General features: G+C 28.2%; 18 protein-coding genes. 17 read left to right on the top strand and 1 reads right to left on the bottom strand.

Annotated features, from left to right (window positions below; translation table 11 throughout):
* Nucleotides 1-87 precede the first annotated feature (87 nt).
* Nucleotides 88-777, top strand: a complete 690-nt coding sequence (gene yunB, locus Q1J60_RS00530) for a sporulation protein YunB (RefSeq protein ID WP_300257064.1) — start codon at nucleotides 88-90, stop codon at nucleotides 775-777.
* Nucleotides 778-810: 33 nt separating this feature from the next.
* Here yunB and hpt read toward each other — a convergent pair whose 3' ends face one another.
* Nucleotides 811-1,335: a hypoxanthine phosphoribosyltransferase gene (hpt, locus tag Q1J60_RS00525; RefSeq protein ID WP_300257062.1), complete on the bottom strand. Its 525-nt coding sequence runs from the start codon at nucleotides 1,333-1,335 to the stop codon at nucleotides 811-813.
* A gap of 106 nt (nucleotides 1,336-1,441) precedes the next feature.
* Between hpt and hflX the strand changes: the two genes are divergently transcribed.
* The 16 genes from hflX to secF all read left to right on the top strand — a co-directional run bounded on the left by hflX (nucleotide 1,442) and on the right by secF (nucleotide 18,136).
* Entirely contained in the window at nucleotides 1,442-3,235 is a 1,794-nt protein-coding gene (gene hflX, locus Q1J60_RS00520; RefSeq protein WP_300257059.1) for a GTPase HflX, read from the top strand.
* 118 nt (nucleotides 3,236-3,353) lie between these two features.
* Nucleotides 3,354-4,256, top strand: a complete 903-nt coding sequence (locus Q1J60_RS00515) for a nucleotidyltransferase domain-containing protein (protein WP_300257055.1) — start codon at nucleotides 3,354-3,356, stop codon at nucleotides 4,254-4,256.
* 14 nt (nucleotides 4,257-4,270) lie between these two features.
* Nucleotides 4,271-5,677 carry a MocR-like pyridoxine biosynthesis transcription factor PdxR gene (gene pdxR / locus Q1J60_RS00510; protein WP_300257052.1) on the top strand — a complete coding sequence of 469 codons (1,407 nt, stop codon included), beginning with the start codon at nucleotides 4,271-4,273 and terminating at the stop codon, nucleotides 5,675-5,677.
* A gap of 5 nt (nucleotides 5,678-5,682) precedes the next feature.
* On the top strand, nucleotides 5,683-6,336 hold the full coding sequence (locus Q1J60_RS00505; protein ID WP_300257049.1) for a YigZ family protein: 654 nt from the start codon (nucleotides 5,683-5,685) through the stop codon (nucleotides 6,334-6,336).
* Between the two features lie 125 nt (nucleotides 6,337-6,461).
* Complete coding sequence (locus tag Q1J60_RS00500) at nucleotides 6,462-7,199, top strand: YebC/PmpR family DNA-binding transcriptional regulator (protein WP_300257046.1); 738 nt, start codon at nucleotides 6,462-6,464, stop codon at nucleotides 7,197-7,199.
* Between the two features lie 806 nt (nucleotides 7,200-8,005).
* Nucleotides 8,006-9,004 carry a tyrosine-protein phosphatase gene (locus tag Q1J60_RS00495; protein ID WP_300257043.1) on the top strand — a complete coding sequence of 333 codons (999 nt, stop codon included), beginning with the start codon at nucleotides 8,006-8,008 and terminating at the stop codon, nucleotides 9,002-9,004.
* Between the two features lie 119 nt (nucleotides 9,005-9,123).
* Entirely contained in the window at nucleotides 9,124-9,717 is a 594-nt protein-coding gene (locus Q1J60_RS00490; RefSeq protein ID WP_300257041.1) for a hypothetical protein, read from the top strand.
* A 226-nt stretch (nucleotides 9,718-9,943) separates the two neighbouring features.
* Nucleotides 9,944-10,549, top strand: coding sequence for a Holliday junction branch migration protein RuvA (gene ruvA, locus Q1J60_RS00485; protein ID WP_300257037.1), 606 nt, complete (start codon nucleotides 9,944-9,946; stop codon nucleotides 10,547-10,549).
* A gap of 13 nt (nucleotides 10,550-10,562) precedes the next feature.
* Nucleotides 10,563-11,603: a Holliday junction branch migration DNA helicase RuvB gene (gene ruvB, locus Q1J60_RS00480; protein WP_300257035.1), complete on the top strand. Its 1,041-nt coding sequence runs from the start codon at nucleotides 10,563-10,565 to the stop codon at nucleotides 11,601-11,603.
* A 21-nt stretch (nucleotides 11,604-11,624) separates the two neighbouring features.
* Complete coding sequence (gene queA, locus Q1J60_RS00475) at nucleotides 11,625-12,650, top strand: tRNA preQ1(34) S-adenosylmethionine ribosyltransferase-isomerase QueA (protein ID WP_300257032.1); 1,026 nt, start codon at nucleotides 11,625-11,627, stop codon at nucleotides 12,648-12,650.
* Nucleotides 12,651-12,673: 23 nt separating this feature from the next.
* Complete coding sequence (tgt, locus tag Q1J60_RS00470; protein ID WP_300257029.1) at nucleotides 12,674-13,816, top strand: tRNA guanosine(34) transglycosylase Tgt; 1,143 nt, start codon at nucleotides 12,674-12,676, stop codon at nucleotides 13,814-13,816.
* A gap of 39 nt (nucleotides 13,817-13,855) precedes the next feature.
* Nucleotides 13,856-14,125: a preprotein translocase subunit YajC gene (yajC, locus tag Q1J60_RS00465; protein ID WP_300257026.1), complete on the top strand. Its 270-nt coding sequence runs from the start codon at nucleotides 13,856-13,858 to the stop codon at nucleotides 14,123-14,125.
* Nucleotides 14,126-14,320: 195 nt separating this feature from the next.
* Nucleotides 14,321-14,461, top strand: coding sequence for a six-cysteine ranthipeptide SCIFF (scfA, locus tag Q1J60_RS00460; RefSeq protein ID WP_003451489.1), 141 nt, complete (start codon nucleotides 14,321-14,323; stop codon nucleotides 14,459-14,461).
* 69 nt (nucleotides 14,462-14,530) lie between these two features.
* Nucleotides 14,531-15,904, top strand: a complete 1,374-nt coding sequence (scfB, locus tag Q1J60_RS00455) for a thioether cross-link-forming SCIFF peptide maturase (protein WP_300257024.1) — start codon at nucleotides 14,531-14,533, stop codon at nucleotides 15,902-15,904.
* A 98-nt stretch (nucleotides 15,905-16,002) separates the two neighbouring features.
* Nucleotides 16,003-17,262: a protein translocase subunit SecD gene (gene secD / locus Q1J60_RS00450; RefSeq protein ID WP_300257022.1), complete on the top strand. Its 1,260-nt coding sequence runs from the start codon at nucleotides 16,003-16,005 to the stop codon at nucleotides 17,260-17,262.
* The gene (gene secF / locus Q1J60_RS00445; RefSeq protein ID WP_300257019.1) at nucleotides 17,255-18,136 is read left to right on the top strand and encodes a protein translocase subunit SecF; all 882 of its coding nucleotides are present in this window, start codon (nucleotides 17,255-17,257) and stop codon (nucleotides 18,134-18,136) included. The genes secD and secF overlap by 8 nt, the downstream gene beginning before the upstream one ends.
* Nucleotides 18,137-18,157: the final 21 nt, after the last annotated feature.

The raw sequence follows: 18,157 nt of genomic DNA, 5'->3' as shown, positions 1-18,157 counted from the left end.
TTATATTATTATACATTTAAAGAAATATTATATTATATTATAGCATAATAATATTAAGAGTAAACCAAATTATAAGAGGTGTAGTCTTTGTATTATGTAAAAAAAAATAAACGTAGAAATATAGAGTTTAAAAAATATTTAATAATTATTTTATTAATGATTATTGCCTGTTTTTTAATTTTTATATATGCTTTTGATAAAATAATTGCACCTACAGTTTTGCTTGTTTCAGATTCAGAAATGCAAGCTAAAACTTTAGATATTATAAATGCTAATATTGCTGAGGTTTATACAGAAAAATTTAATTATAATGATGTAATAAAAGTTCAGAAAAATTCATCAGGAGCCATAAAAATGATTAATGCTGATACTATAAAATTGAATGAATTGGCTACAGAAGTTGCTATAAAATCACAGAGGGATATAAAAGAAGTTGGATCTATAGGGGTAAAAATGCCAATTGGATATATAACAAAAAATAATATAATGTCTTATTGGGGACCTAGTATAACTGTTAAGATGGAGCCGATAGGTAGAGTAGAGGTGACTTATGATTCTTTATTTGAAAGCGCAGGAATAAATCAAACTAGGCATAAAATTTTAGTAAATGTAAAAACTAATATTAAAATAATATTACCACTTCAATCAAAAGAGATTGAAGTGGTAAATCAAATTCCGATTTCAGATACAGTTATAGTTGGAGAAGTTCCAAATAACATGTGGGGTGGAAGTATGTTACAAGGTATTAGTAAAGAAAGTACAGAAGATATAAATTAACACATTAAAAAAGGAGGAATTTCCTCCTTTTAATTATTTTTCCCAGTTAAATATGTAAGGGATATTTCTATAGTGATCACCATAATTTAATCCATAACCAACAACAAATAAATCCTCTATTTCAAAACAACAATAATCTGGTTTTAAATCAACTTTTCTTCTAGATGGTTTATCTAAAAGAGTGCAAGTTTTAACTGATTTAGCTCCTAATGACTTAACGTGATTTATAACAAAATCCATTGTTATACCTGAATCTATAATGTCATCAACGATTAAAACATCTAAACCTTCGATATTGTCAGGAATATCATTTACAACTTTAACTATTCCAGTACTTTCTTCACCATGGCCATAACTTGAAGTAGTCATAAATCCTATTTGAGCTTTAGTATCAATTGCTCTAACTAAGTCAGCAGTAAATATGAAACTTCCTCTTAATAGAGATAAAACATAAAGGTTTTTATCTTTGTAATCTTCAGTTAATTTTTTACCTACAATAGCTATTTGTTTTTTTATTTGTTCTTCAGAAATTAGTATATTTCTGTTCTTATCTTCCATTAATTTCTCCCCTAACTAATCCGTATTATTTACAATATTGTATTTATAGTATAAAATTAAATGAAAATTGTCAAGAAACATAATAAATATTACGAGGTGGTAATATATGATACATGGAAATACTGATGGAATAAGAAATTCTGTATTAAAAGAATTAGAAGAACTTTATAAAATAAATGTACCTAAATATAGTGTTTGTACAGAAGATATAATAAATGTTATTTCTAGATTATCTTCTCAAATAGAAAGAGAAATTAGTGTAGGAATAAATAGAAAAGGAAAGGTAATTAGTGTAGCTATAGGAGATTCTTCAAGCGTAGAAATTCCATTAATAGATATACACGAAAAAAGATTATCTGGAATTAGAATAATACATACTCATCCAAGTGGAGTTTGTAGACTTTCTGCTTTAGATATATCAGCTCTTATGAAACTAAAACTTGATACAATAATGGCTATAGCTGTAGAGGAAGGAAAGGCTAAAGATGCTTCTTTAGGATTTTGTTATGTAGAAAATGAGATTCTTATAAGCGAAGAAGTTCCTTATTTAACTATAGATAAGTGCTTACAAATTAATATTTTAGATAAAATTAATCATATCGAAGAAATTATTAAAACAAGTAATGTTGAGGAAGATGATAGTGAAAGAGCTATTTTGGTAGGATGTGACACAAGAGAAAGCTTAGATGAATTAGAGGAACTTGCTAAGGCTTGTGATATTCCTACATTAGAAAAGGTATTCCAAAATAGAAGTAAAATTGACTCTTCTTTTTATATAGGAAGAGGTAAGGTTTTAGAAATTGCTAATATAAGACAATTAACAAGAGCTAACTTAGTAATTTTTGATGATGAATTATCAGGAGCACAAGTTAAAAATCTTGAAGCTAACTTAGGGGTTAAGGTAATTGATAGAACAACTCTTATTTTAGAAATATTCTCAAGAAGAGCTAAAACAAGAGAAGCTAAAATTCAAGTAGAACTTGCTCAACTTAAGTATAGAGCTGCTAGACTTATGGGACTTGGAACTGTTATGTCTAGAACTGGTGGTGGAATAGGAACAAGAGGACCAGGAGAAAAGAAACTTGAAATAGATAGAAGACATATAAGAGAAAGAATATATGATCTTCAAGCCGAACTTAAAAAGATAAAGAAAATAAGAGAAACTCAAAGAGAAAGAAGAAGTAAGGATAAAACTTCACAGGTTTCATTAGTTGGATATACTAATGCAGGAAAATCTACTTTAAGAAATACTTTATGTGAAGAATCAGCTTCAACTTTAGCTACTCAATATAAGGATAAAGTTTTTGAAGCAGATATGCTTTTTGCAACTTTAGATACTACAACAAGAGCTATAAAACTTCCAGATAATAGGGATATAACATTAACAGATACCGTTGGATTTGTAAGTAAACTTCCTCATGAATTAGTCGAAGCTTTTAAATCAACTTTAGAAGAGGTTATATACTCAGATCTTTTATGCCATGTTGTAGATGCTTCTTCAGATAATGCACAAGAAGAAATTATAGCTGTAGAAAAAGTTTTAGGTGAATTAAAAGCCTTAGAATCAGCAAAAATATTAGTTCTTAATAAAATTGATAAGGCTGATGAAGAAAAGCTAAATGAATTAGAAGCAAAATATTCTTCAATATATAATAAAGTAGTAAAAATTTCTGCTAGGGAAAGAATAAACTTAGATGAATTATTAGAAGCAATAAGTGAAGAATTACCATACACATTGAAAAGCAAGGAGTATATTATTCCTTATACAGCTCAGCAAGTTGTAGCTTATCTTCATAGAAATGCTAATGTAAGCGAAGAAGAATATAGAGAAGATGGAACTTATATAAAGGCAGAAGTGGATGAAGAGGTAGAAAATAAATGTAGAGGTTATGAGCTATAATAATATTATTAAATCCATTAATAAAAGCTAAATTCAGTAAGAATTTAGCTTTTATTATTACATTTGTCACATCATAAATTATAATATAATTAATAGGAGTTATTAAGGAGGAAAAAAATTGAGTGAAATAATATTAAAATATCAAAATTCTTTTAAATCGGTTATAAACGATCTTCAAAAGAATCAAGATGTTATTGGAGTGACAGCATTTGGAAGTATAATAAACGGAGATATATGGGAAGGATCAGATATAGATTTGTTTGTTATTGTAAATGGAGACTTTAAAGAGATAAAGGATGTTTATGGTGAAGAATTAGGTGTATCTTTGCATTTGAAAATAGTTTCTAAAAAGTTTTTAGTTAATTTCTGTCAAGAAGAAATAACTGGTAGCACAATACATAGAAAATTTATATCTTCAAAATTAATTTTTTGTAAGGATCAAGAAATATCAGATAAATTTACTTCAATAAAATATTATACAGATGATCATAGTGAAAAATGGAATCTTGTTTATTTAAGCGAGCTTTTACAAGATATAAATTTATACAAAAAATGTATTCACAATGAACATTTTTACGCTGCCTTTGAGGCTCTTATGTATTCAGTTGATAGTTTTAGTAGATTATATTTAAATTTTAATGGATATTTAATAACAAAAAGCTCTACTGGTATGCTTATGAAATTAGATGAAAATTTTGAAGAAATGGTTAATGGAATATTCAAAGCAGCAGATAAACAGGCTTTAGAATATGTACATTTTTATATTGAAAGCTTCTTAGAAAGGAATATTAGAGGAATAATAAAAGCTTTAGTTGATTTTATGAAAAAACAAAAGGATTATTTAAGCTCAGAAGAAATAAAAAAATCAGAAGAATTCCAAGGATTTAATATAGATTTTGAGGAATTATTAGGATATCTTTATAAGAAAAATATAGTTAAGAAAAGTGGAAGAGAAAAATTTTCACCATGTGGACAGAAGCTTATAACAGAAAAAGTATATTTAATAAAAGATAATGTTTAAATAAGGTGTAAGAGATGAATAAATTTAGTGTGGTTTTTAAAGAGGGGTTATGTAAATATTTAATAATATACGATAATATTAAAAGTTTAATTGAAAACGGTGAGATATCAGAGGGAGAAAAGTTACCAACTATAAGAAATCTAGCAGATTTTTTAGAGGTGAATAAAGTAACTGTTATTAATGCTTATAAGAAACTTGTACAAGAAGGGTATGCATATCAAGCTCAAGGAAGTGGAACTTATGCTAAAAATAAGGATGTAGGAAAAAGTTTTAAGAATGATTATAATGATTTGTTTAGAAAAATAGCTTCTGGAGATTTGAAGAATTGGATAGACTTCACTGGGGAAACTACTAGTGCAAACTTCTTCCAAGTAGAAAAACTTAAGAAAGTTTTAGATAATGTATTAGTTAGAGATGGAGTAGAGGCACTGATGTATAGTGATCCTTTGGGGTATTTAGAATTAAGAAAAAGTATAAATGAGGAGTTCTGGAATGGAAAAAATAACTTAGATAATATACTTATAATTTCTGGAGCTCAGCAAGGTATTGATATTGTAGGAAAGTCATTAGTAAATATAAATGATAACATTGTAATAGAAAGGCCAACTTATGGAGGGGCACTTTTAGTATTTAAACTTAGAAGAGCAAATATATTGGAAATTCCAATGGAAAAAGATGGGCCTAATATTGAAAAGTTTGAAAATTTATTAAAGAGAAATAAAATAAAGTGTTTTTATACTATGAGTTATTTTCAGAACCCTACAGGTATAAGTTGTTCTTTAGAAAAAAAGAAAAAAATAATAGAGCTCGCACATAAATATGATTTTTACATACTAGAAGATGATTATCTTTCAGAATTAGTTTATTCTAATGGTTTAGAGTACATACCTTATAGAAGTTTAGATTCTGAGAGAGTTATATATATAAAAAGTTTCTCTAAAATATTTCTTCCAGGTATAAGAATGGGATATTTAATAGCACCAGATAAATTTAAAGAGGAATTTCAAGCTTTAAAGTTTAATACAGATATAGCTACCTCAAGTTTAATGCAAAGAGCTCTTCAGGATTATATTGAAAAGGGCTATTGGAAAGAACATATAGAAAGATTAAATGAGGAATATTCAAAAAGATATAACTTTATAAAAGAACTTATAGATAATAAATTGGGAGATATGGTTTCTTATAAAGAGCCTAAGGGGGGACTTAATTTATTCTTAAAGATAAATAAGAACATAGACATAACTTCTAAAAAGTTATTTTATGAACTAAAAGATAGAAAAACTATAATTACTCCAGGAAGTATATTCTTTAAAAATCCTAATGATGGAGATAAAAGCTTTAGAATTGGATTTTCACAAATAGATTATATTGAGATAGAAAAAGGAATAAATAATATATACGATGTGTTAAAAGGTAGGTAGATATTATGAATTATATAACGGTAAAAAAAGAAGCTGATGATAGGTTTGAGGAGAAAAAATCAGTTTTTATAGGCTATGTTAAAAGAGTTACAACAGAGGAAGAGGCTAAAGAGTTTGTAGCAGAAATAAATAATAAACACAAGGATGCAAGACATAATTGCTATGCCTATGTTATAGGACAAAATATGGGGATACAAAGATATAGTGATAATGGTGAGCCACAGGGAACAGCTGGTATTCCAATATTAGAGGTAATAAAAAAACAAGGAATAACAGATTGTGCAGTAGTAGTAACTAGATATTTTGGAGGAATATTATTAGGTACAGGGGGACTTACTAGAGCTTATACTAAAGGTGCAGCCATAGCTATAAATGCAGCAGGCGTTGTAGAAAAAGTAGAAGGAGCAATGCTTTGTATAGAAATAGATTATGATCTTTATGGAAAGATTCAATATATATGTGGTCAAAATAATTGGTACATAGAGGATACAGAGTTTGCTGATAATGTTAAGATTTATATATTGGCAGAAAAAACTATGATTCCAGAAATGGAAAAAAGCTTTACAGAAGCAACAAATGGAAAAGCTATAATGAGTACTGATTTAGAAGGAATATATTTTAAAGAAGGAAGTAGACTTTATGAAAGTTTTGATGAGTAAGCTTTAACTACAGAAAACAGCTAAGTTGAAGAGAAAAAATCTCTATGATATAATATTTAGGTATTATTTCAAGATATTTAAAGAAATTTAAACTATAGTTCACATATATGTTAGGAGGAATAAGGATGTCAGGACATTCAAAGTGGCATAATATACAAGCTAAAAAAGGTAAAATGGATGCCAAAAGAGGAAAAATATTCACTAAGATAGGAAAAGAGATAGCGGTTGCAGTTAAAGAAGGTGGAGCAAACTTAGAGGGTAACTCAAGATTAAAGGATGCTGTAGCAAAAGCTAAGGCTGCAAACATGCCAAATGATAACATTCAAAGAGCTATAAAGAAAGCTGCTGGAGAAGGGGATTCAGTAAACTATGAATCAATAGTTTATGAAGGATACGGACCATCAGGAGTAGCTGTAATGGTTGAAGTATTAACAGATAATAAAAATAGATCAGCTGGTAATGTAAGAAGTGCTTTCACTAAAGGTGGCGGAAACATGGGTACATCAGGATGCGTTGGTTTTATGTTCCAAAAGAAAGGTGAAATAGTAATAGAAAAAGCTGAGTTGGATGAAGATGAAATAATGATGCTAGCTTTAGATGCTGGAGCAGAAGATTTTGCATCAGAGGAAGAGGTATTCATAGTTACAACTTCACCAGAAGATTTTGGTACAGTAAGAGAAGCTTTAGAAGCAGAAGGATTAGAATTCTTAGAAGCATCAGTTAAAATGATACCAGATACTGAAACTGCTATAAACGAAGAGGATGCTAAGAAATTCCAAAAAATGTTAGACTTACTTGAAGATGACGATGACGTTCAAGAGGTTTATCACAATGCTGAATTCCCAGAAGGATGGGATGAGTAAGAGTTTAATATCTTATTAATTATAAAAATTAACTTTTGATTTTGAATAATAAAAATACCTTTTGATGTGCGTAATAGATAACAAAAGGTATTTTTTTATATAGGCAATAATTTATCTAGTTATGACTATCATAATAATTAAAATTTTTTATTAGTATTAATTTATATAGGATTATTTATAATAGATTTATTTACTAATATATATTGGTTTAAGATATACATAGGTTTAAGAAAAATTGAGATTTAAAAACTAAAAGATAAGATTTTTATAAAAATATTAAGAGACTAATAATTAAATAAGATTCTAAAAAAGTTAATTCAGTTAAAGGTAGTAATATCTAATGGTTTTACCATATTAAATATTACTGCCTTTATTTTTGGTTTTCATGCAATATAAAATCAATCTTAATATAATTATTTTTTAGTTTCTCTTAGTGAGGTTGAAAATGCTGTCATAAGCATTATTAAAAAAAGCAATATAAGTAATAATTCCATGGGACCTCCTTAATCATAAATAAACTAGATTTAAATATAATTAAAAGTTCAATTTGCTTAATGCTATAGAAAAACAATTCTTGTTATATTTTAAAAATATATAAATAATAATGTTTACAGTTTATAAGAATATTTTATCATACATAATATGGAAAAATATTAATTCTTTGAAAAAAATCTTTAAACTTAAGAAGTTTAATAAATTAAGGATAAATATAAAATATCTAAAAGATTTAATAAAAGTTAACAATTAAAGAAAATAAGTAGTATAATTAAAAAAAGAATTTTGGTTATATTAGGAGATGATGTTTTATGAGAAGCTTAAATGGAAATTTAATAAGAATCGCTGGAGAGATATTAAAAATAACATTAAATAAAGAAGTTACTGGAACTTTATATTATTCTGAGAAACTTGATGGAGAATTAAAGTTTATTAAACATATAGAAAAAGAAAATGAATTTGAGTTTAATGATCCAGAGCCTAAAAATAGAACTTTTTATTTTATAAAATGTGAAAATGAAGAGTTGATTTTAGCAGAGAGACTTGTACCACTTAAAAGATTTTGTAATTTTAGAGATTTAGGTGGATATGAAACAAAAGATGGAAGAATGGTGAAATGGGGATTATTCTACCGCTCAGAAGCTTTAAATAAATTAAAAGGAGAAGATTTAGAATATTTTAAAACTCTAGGAATTAAGTATATTTTTGATTATAGATCCTTAGAAGAAGTTAAATTAAGTCCAGATAAAAATGTTGAAGGGATAAAAAATATAAATATATCTGCAATGAGAAATTTAGATAATAAAAATCTAAATATGGAATCTTATTTAAAAGGCATTTTATTAAAGGATAGCAATCAAGAACCGCCTGAAAAGATACTTATGGATGGATATATTGAGATGCCAATAAATAATTTAGCTTTTAAAGAGCTTATAAAGATAATAGAAAATCCTAAAAATCTAGCTGTATTACAGCACTGTACATCAGGAAAAGATAGAACTGGTTTAGGATCAGCTTTAATATTATTGTTATTAGGTGTGCCAGAGGAAAAGGTAATAGAAGATTATATGTTAAGTAATGAATATAGAAAAGGAGAAAATCATAGAATACTTCAAGTTTATGAAAAACATATATCAAATGAAACTATAAAGGAATTAATAGATGACATTTTAGGAGTAAAAAAGAAATTCATAGAACTTAGTTTAAATAAAATAAAAAATACTTATGGTAGTTATGAAACATATTTTTTAAAAGAATATGGATTAACTAAGGAAAAAATAGAGTTTTTAAGAAATGAATATTTATATTAAATAAAATATAAGATTGGTTATTAGTAAGTTAATACATATGTTTTAAAAACTATTAAAAATATTAAAATGTATGTATAAAAAGAGAAAAATATGTTAATCATCACCAATGAGGTGATGATATGAATTTTAATAATATAAAAAATAATAATAAAATTAAAAACTTAATATTTATTCTTTTAGGCATATTTATATTTGCAAGCAGTTATATGATAACTTACTTTTATAATAGTAAAAAAATTAAACAAACTAATATGAAGGTTACAGAGAAAAAAGGTGGCATTGTTTTGGCTGAGAATATGGATGTGATATTTACAAGAAGAACTTTAGATGATCATGTTGTAGTTGATTATAAAACTACTATTGGAGAGATGATTAAAAATGAAGAAATAAAGGGAGAAAATATAGATGAGTTAATTTCTTCTGTAGAAAAAGATGGATATGAATTAGTTTCATCAACTTCAGGAGAAATAATTTTCTTAAATGATATGGGAATCTTAGAAGCTGGTAAGTATTATATAGGAGAAAAAGATGGATACATAGCAATGTTTAAGGCTGGTGAGGATGGAAGACCATTTATTGAAAAACCAGAGGATGTTAGCACAAAGAAAATAGATGATTTACCAGAGGTTGATAGAAGTAAAATAATTAATTTTGAAAAGAAATATGATACAAGAGAAGAATGTGAGGAAAATATAACAAATTACATAAGTTAAAAAATATTAGTAAACTTATTATTTGAAAAAATATATAATTTATAGCTATGTCTTATTAGGATATAGCTTTTTTTATTATTTAAATTAAAATATGACCTAGGAAAATAGAGAGTTTAGAGTGTTTTAAATGGATAGTAAATTTCGTGTAATTCATTGATAATATTTTCTCTTCATGTTAAAGTATTATATAGATTTAAAGAACTTATTATACATAGGAGTATTAAATATGTACGAATATATAAGAGGTCAATTTCAAGGGATAAGTAAGGATTATGTTGTAATAGAATTAAATAATATAGGATATAAAATTTTTACATCTGGAAATACAATGTCTAATATGCCAAAAGTAGGCGATGAGGTTCTTCTATATCTAGAGCAGATTGTTAGGGAAGATTTTATAGGTCTATATGGATTTACAACAAGAGAAGAATTAAAAATGTTTAAGCTTTTATTATCCATAAATGGGGTAGGAGCAAAAGCTGCTTTATCACTCCTATCAATTAGTACTGTTAATAATTTAAAGTATGCAATAATGATGGGAGATGAAAAGCACATAACAAGGGCACCTGGAATAGGAAAGAAAACGGCTCAAAGAATTATTCTAGAGCTTAAGGATAAGTTAAAGCCTGATGAACTTACTTCTAAAGAGGAAGAATTAATAGAAGGTATTAATGATAATTCTGATTATAGTTTCAATATAAATGAAACATTAAGTGCATTAATAGCATTAGGATATACAGAGAAAGAAGCTAAAAAGGCTTTAGAAAAAGTTGATAAGACATTATCTATAGAAAATATGATAAAGGAGTCTTTAAAGCTTTTAATGCGTTAGGAGGTGTAATTAAATGAGTGAAAGATTAGTTACCTCTAATGAGATTGGAATAGATTCAACTAATGAATACAGTTTGAGACCAGAGAAAATAAATGAATATATAGGTCAAGATAAAGTTAAAGAAAGACTAAATATATTCATAAAAGCAGCTCAAAGAAGAGAGGAAGCCTTAGACCATGTAATTTTATATGGACCACCAGGTCTTGGAAAGACAACATTAGCTAATATAATAGCCAATGAAATGGGTGGAAATCTTAAAATAACATCAGGGCCTGCTATTGAAAGAGCAGGAGACTTAGCAGCAATATTAACAACCTTAAATACTAATGATGTTTTATTTATTGATGAGATACATAGATTAAATAGAAGTGTAGAAGAAATACTATATCCTGCAATGGAGGATTATGTTTTAGACATAATTATTGGTAAAGGGGCTGCTAGTAAATCTATAAGATTAGATTTACCTAAATTTACTCTAATAGGTGCTACAACTAGAATTGGTATGCTTAGTTCACCTTTAAGAGATAGATTTGGGGTTTTATGTTCTATGGAATATTATACTGATGAGCAATTAAAGGAAATAATAATTAGAAGTGCTGAAATTTTAGGGTGCCATATAACTGAAGAAGGAGCATTTGAAATTGCTAAAAGATCAAGGGGGACTCCTAGAATAGCAAATAGACTTTTAAAAAGAGTAAGAGATTTTGCAGAAGTTTTATATAATAATGAAATTACAGAAGAAGCTGCAAAAAAATCCTTAGAGATCTTAGAAGTTGATGGTGAAGGGTTTGATAGGATTGATAATAGAATTTTAGAAGCCATAATAGATAATTTTAATGGAGGACCAGTAGGTATAGAAACCTTAGCGTACTTCGTTGGAGAAGAGTTAGATACTATAGAAGATGTTTATGAGCCATATCTTCTACAAAAAGGGTTTATAGTTAGAACTCCAAGAGGAAGAATGGCAACAGATAAAGCATATAAACATTTAGGAAGAGTTAGATTTAATGAAGCTAAAATAGATTCTAAACAATTTACATTATTTGAAAAATAAAATAGAGAAGGTGTAATTAAAATGAAAGTAAGTGATTTTTATTTTGAGCTACCAGAGGAACTTATAGCTCAATGTCCACTTGAAAAGAGAGATTCTTCAAGATTAATGGTTTTAGACAAAGAAACTGGAGAGATTGAACATAGAAAATTTCATGATATATTAGAGTATTTAAATGAAGGAGATACTTTAGTTTTAAATAATACTAGAGTATTGCCTGCTAGACTTATAGGAGAAAAAGAAGAAACTGGTGGTAAAATAGAATTTCTTCTTTTAAAGAGAATAGAAGGAGATAAGTGGGAGTGTCTAGCTAAGCCAGGAAGAAAAGCTAAAGTAGGTACAGTTTTCACCTTTGGAGAAGGAAAACTTAAAGCCATAGTTAGAGAGATTGGTGAAGAAGGAAATAGAATAATAGAGTTTATGTATGATGGTATATTTGAACAAGTATTAGATGAATTAGGCCAAATGCCACTTCCTCCTTATATACATGAAAAATTAGAGGATAAAGAAAGGTATCAAACAGTTTATTCTAAGGAAAAAGGATCAGCAGCAGCCCCAACAGCTGGATTACATTTTACTGAGGAATTATTAAAAGAAATTGAAAGTAAAGGTGTTAATATCGCATATTTAACTTTACATGTGGGACTTGGAACATTTAGACCAGTAAAGGTTGATGATGTAAATAATCATGTTATGCATTCAGAATATTATCATTTAGATAAAGAAAATGCAGATCTTATAAATAAAACCAAGGAAGCTGGAAAAAGAGTAATTGCTGTTGGAACAACATCTTCAAGAACTTTAGAGACTATTGGAGATGAAAATGGAAGAGTTAGAGAACAAAGTGGATGGACAGATATATTCATATATCCAGGATATAAGTTTAAAATAGTTGATAACTTAATTACAAACTTCCATTTACCTGAATCAACTTTAATAATGCTTGTTTCAGCTTTAGCTGGCCAAGATAACATAATGAATGCTTATAACACTGCAGTAAAAGAAAAATACAGATTTTTCTCATTTGGAGATTCAATGTTTATAAAATAAAAAGCAAAGGAAGGACTTTTTTCATGACTAAAAAAAGATATACTCTTTTAAAAAAAGACGGAAAAGCTAGAAGAGGTGAGTTTGTAACTCCTCATGGTACAATTCAAACTCCTGTTTTTATGAATGTAGGAACTTTAGCAGCTATAAAAGGTGCTGTTTCTTCAATGGATTTAAAAGAAATAGGATGTCAAGTAGAGCTTTCTAATACATACCATTTACATTTAAGACCAGGAGATAAGATTGTAAAGCAAATGGGAGGATTACATAACTTTATGAATTGGGATAGACCAATCTTAACAGATTCAGGTGGATTCCAAGTTTTCTCATTAGCAGGAATGAGAAAGATAAAGGAAGAGGGAGTTTATTTTAACTCACATATAGATGGTAGAAAGATATTTATGGGACCAGAAGAAAGTATGCAAATACAAAGTAACTTAGGGTCAACAATAGCTATGGCCTTTGATGAATGCATTCCAAATCCATCAACTAGAGAATATGTAGAAAAGTCAGTTGCAAGAACAACAAGATGGCTTGAAAGATGTAAAAAAGAAATTGATAGATTAAATTCATTAGATGATACTGTTAATAAAGAGCAAATGCTTTTTGGTATTAATCAAGGTGGAGTTTATGAAGACATAAGAATAGAACATGCTAAAACTATAAGAGAAATGGATTTAGATGGCTATGCTATTGGAGGATTAGCAGTTGGAGAAACTCATGAGGAAATGTATAGAATTATAGATGCTGTAGTTCCTCACTTACCAGAGGATAAACCAATATATTTAATGGGGGTTGGTCTTCCATCAAATATATTAGAGGCAGTAGAAAGAGGAGTAGACTTCTTTGATTGTGTTTTACCTGCTAGAAATGGAAGACATGGTCATGTTTTCACTAAGGAAGGTAAAATAAACTTAATGAATGCTAAGTTTGAATTAGATGCTAGACCAATAGATGAAGGGTGTCAATGTCCTGCGTGCAAAAATTACACAAGAGCATATATAAGACACTTATTTAAAGCTAAAGAAATGTTAGCTATGAGATTATGTGTTCTTCACAATCTATACTTCTATAATAAGCTTATGGAGGATATAAGAGAAGCTATAGATGGCGGATACTTTGCAGAATTCAAAGCTAAAAAGTTAGAAGAATGGAATGGAAGAGCTTAATAATATAAATTTTAAACAATTAAGAAGGGAGTGGCCGATATGAATTTTCAACAAATAGCAACAATGGTATTACCGTTTATTTTAATGTTTGGTGTATTTTACTTCATAGTTATTCTACCAGAAAAGAAAAGAAAGAAAAAATATGATGCTATGTTAAATGAGCTAAAAGTAAATGATAAGATCATAACTAGAGGCGGTATCATAGGTAGAATAGTAAAATTAAAAGATGATAGCGTTATAATAGAAACTACTCAAGATAGAACAAAAATCGAGTTTTCAAAACAAGGCATAAGTTCAAAGATTGATTAGTATAATTTAAAGAAATAGTTATTTTAATGTATTTTATACATTAAAATAACTATTTTTTCATTTTAGGTATTGAATTTTATATTATAATGTGAAAGAATAAGTATGGTAAATCAAATTAGCTTTTTAAAAAGAACTTTAAAATTAAACCTTAGCATGGTATAATATTAAAGATAGTTTTGATTGGAGGAAGAGTAAATGAAGCGTATAAAAACAGTAAACAAGTCAAGCTTAAAAAAGAGCTTATGTAAACCAGCAGATTGCAGAGAGTGTGCTAACTCATGCCAATCAGCTTGTAAAACATCAGCTACAGTAGCAAACTTAGCTTGTGAAAATTAATTATAAAAATTCTTAAGTGGCAGTAACTTTTAAAGTTACTGCCATAGTTCTTAGTTAGGAGGAAATATTGTGGCATTAATTCATAAATTTATGCAAGGTGGAGAGTATTACGTAGTAGATGTAAACTCAGGAAGTGTTCATATTGTTGATGATCTTATTTACAATATGATAGACAATGATAACAAATTAAGTAGTAAGGAATCTTTAATTGAAAAGTTAGAAGATAAATATCCAATTGAGGAAATCGAAGAGGCTTACGAAGATTTACTTCAATTAGTAGAAGAGGACGCTTTATACTCAGGAGATTTATATGAAGAGGTTGCTAAAGAAAGTGATAAGGCACCTTCACACATAAAAGCACTATGCTTAAATGTTGTACATGACTGTAATTTAAGATGTAAATATTGTTTCGCTGATGAGGGAGAGTACAAAGGATGTAGAAAACCAATGAGTGTTGAAGTTGGTAAAAAAGCTATTGATTTTGTATTAGCAAATTCAGGTGGAATAAAGAATATAGAAGTTGATTTATTTGGTGGGGAACCACTAATGGTATTTGATACAATAAAAGAAATAATAGATTATGGTAAAAAAAGAGGAGAGGAAGTAGGCAAAAATGTAAGATTTACTATGACTACTAATGCAACTCTTTTAAATGATGAAAGAATTGATTATATAGATAAAAACATTGGGAATATAATTCTTTCAATAGATGGAAGAAAAGAAGTTAACGATGCTGTTAGAATAAGAGTTGATGGTTCAGGAAGTTATGATAGAATACTTCCAAACATTAAAAAAATGGTTGAAAAGAGAGATCCAAGTAAAAAATATTATGCTAGAGGAACATTTACAAGAAATAATACTGACTTCTTCCAAGATGTAATGGCTCTTGCTAATGAAGGATTTACTGAGATTTCAATAGAGCCAGTTGTGCTTCCAGATGAACATGAATTATCTTTAAGAAGAGAAGATTTACCAACTATTTTTGGAGAGTATGATAAATTATACAATGAAATGGTGAGAAGATTAGAAGAGGGAGATAACATATTCAAATTCTATCACTTTAACATTGATTTAAATGGTGGTCCTTGTGTTTACAAGAGAATAGCAGGATGTGGAGCAGGTCATGAATATATTGCTGTAACTCCAGATGGAGAAATATATCCATGTCACCAATTCGTTGGAAATACTGATTTCTTACTAGGAAATATCTATGATGGAGAAATCAGAAAAGATCTTTCAACAGAATTTAAACAAGCCCACATATATAATAAACCAAAATGTAAAGAATGTTGGGCAAGATTCTACTGTAGTGGTGGATGTCAAGCAAATAACTTTAACTTTAATGGCGATATTCACGTTCCTTATGAAATTGGATGTGAAATGCAAAAGAAAAGAATTGAGTGTGCTATTGCATTAAAGTCAAAGACTATGAATGATGAATAAAAATATAATATTGATAATATGTTGCCATATATTGACTATATGGCAACATATTAATATAATTTAGTTTATCAGAGAAATTTTTACAGAGGGGGATAACCATGAAATCAAAATTAGGTAGCTTCATATTATTTTTTATCTCCATAGTAGTGATAAGTTTTTTAGCTCTAGCAGGGTTCAAAGGATTTACCTTAGGGGACTATCAATTTAAAACGTTTAATGAGGTTATAACTAAAGGATTGGATTTACAGGGTGGAGTTTCTGTTCTTATGGAAATCCAAAGTAATGATGTAACAGTAGATCAATTAAACACAACCAAGGAACTTTTATCTTTAAGGGTTAACAAGGTTGGGGTTTCAGAAACTGTAGTAACAACAGAGGGGAAAAATAGAATAAGAATTGATATTCCAGGAAAATACGATTCAAAAACTATAGTAGATTCTCTTCAACAAACAGGAGAGTTAACATTTGTAGGTCCTGAGAATGATGTTATTTTAACAGGAAAAGATGTTGAAAAATCAAGTGTATATATAGACCCTCAAACAGGTAAGCCAGTTATAAAATTAGAGCTTAACGAAGAGGGTAAGAAAAAGTTTGCTGAAGCAACAAAAAAATATAAAGGCCAAAAAATAGCTATAAAAATGGATAATGAAACATTAACAGATCCAGTAGTAAATGACATAATTTCTAATGGTGAAGCTATTATTTCAGGAAACAGATCAATGGAAGAAGCTGAAAAGGTATCTGGAATAATAAATGCTGGTGCATTACCAGTTCCAGTTAAAGCAGTTTCAGTTGAGACTGTAGGTGCTCAATTAGGTGCAAATGCTCTTCCAAATGCAATGAAAGCAGGAGCAATAGGTGTAGCTATAATATTCCTATTTATGTTAATCTACTATAGAGTTCCAGGATTCATTGCATGTATGTCATTAAGTGTTTATATATTAGCAGTACTTTATGTATTTTCATTAGTAGGAGTAACTCTTACTTTACCAGGTATAGCAGCATTCTTATTAACAATAGGAATGGCAGTAGATGCTAATGTACTTATATTTGAAAGAATCAAAGAAGAACTTAGAAATGGTAGAAGTATAAAATCAGCTATTAAAATTGGTTTTAGTAATGCTTTAAGATCAATAATGGATTCTAATATAACAACTTTTATTGCTGGTTTAGTATTATACTTCTTTGGATCAGGACCAGTTAAAGGGTTTGCCTTAACATTATTAATAGGTATTATAATAAGTATGTTTACCGCTATAATAATGACAAGATTCTTCATGAATTTAGGATTCAACATGGGAATATTAAATAAACCTTCAATGTTTGGTCGTATAAAAGGAGGTAGACATAATGCTTAAAATTGTAGAGAAGAAAAAAATATGGTTTACTATATCAATTCTTATAATTGCTATAGGTTTTGGATTTATGTTTACTAAAGGTATGAATTTTGGAATAGACTTTAAAGGTGGTACTCAAGTTGTAATAAACATGGGAACAGAATTTAATAAAACTGATGTTGATAAAATTGTAGATGAATATTCAAAAGATGCAGTTACAAATCAAGTTAATGGTACTGAACTTCAAATAAAAGCAAAAGAGTTAAATAGTACTCAAGTTAGCGATATCTTTAACGCTCTTAAAGAAAAATATGATTTAAAAGATGATGCCTTAGTATCACAAAATGAGATTGGAGCTTCTGTTGGAAAAGATTTAACAATAAATGCAATAGTGGCTCTTGTAATAGCTATAATAGGAATGCTTATATATGTAATTATAAGATTTAAATTTTCCTTTGGTGTAGCAGCTATAGTAGCTCTTTTGCATGATGTATTAATAACGTTAAGTGTTTATGCTATATTTGGTATAACAATAAATACTCCATTTATAGCAGCTATACTTACAATAGTAGGTTATTCTATAAATGATACAATAGTTATATTTGATAGAATAAGAGAAAATGAAAAAAAACTTAGAGGAAAATCTGTGGAGGAGATTGCAGACATAAGTATAACTCAAACAATGTCAAGATCTATAAACACAACACTTACAACTTTAATCACTATAGTTTGTGTTTATATCTTTGTTCCTACAGTTAGAGATTTTGCTTTCCCATTAATAGTTGGTATAGCATCAGGAGCTTGTTCTTCAATATTTATAGCAAGTCCAATTTGGTGTATGATAACTAATAGACAAAAAAGCAAAAGACAACAAATAAAGTCAATAAATAAATAATAGTAAAAAATGCTAAAAGTT

The organism is Clostridium sp. (assembly GCF_029258205.1).
Lineage (GTDB): Bacteria > Bacillota > Clostridia > Clostridiales > Clostridiaceae > Sarcina.
This window is presented reverse-complemented; position numbering and strand designations above follow the sequence as displayed.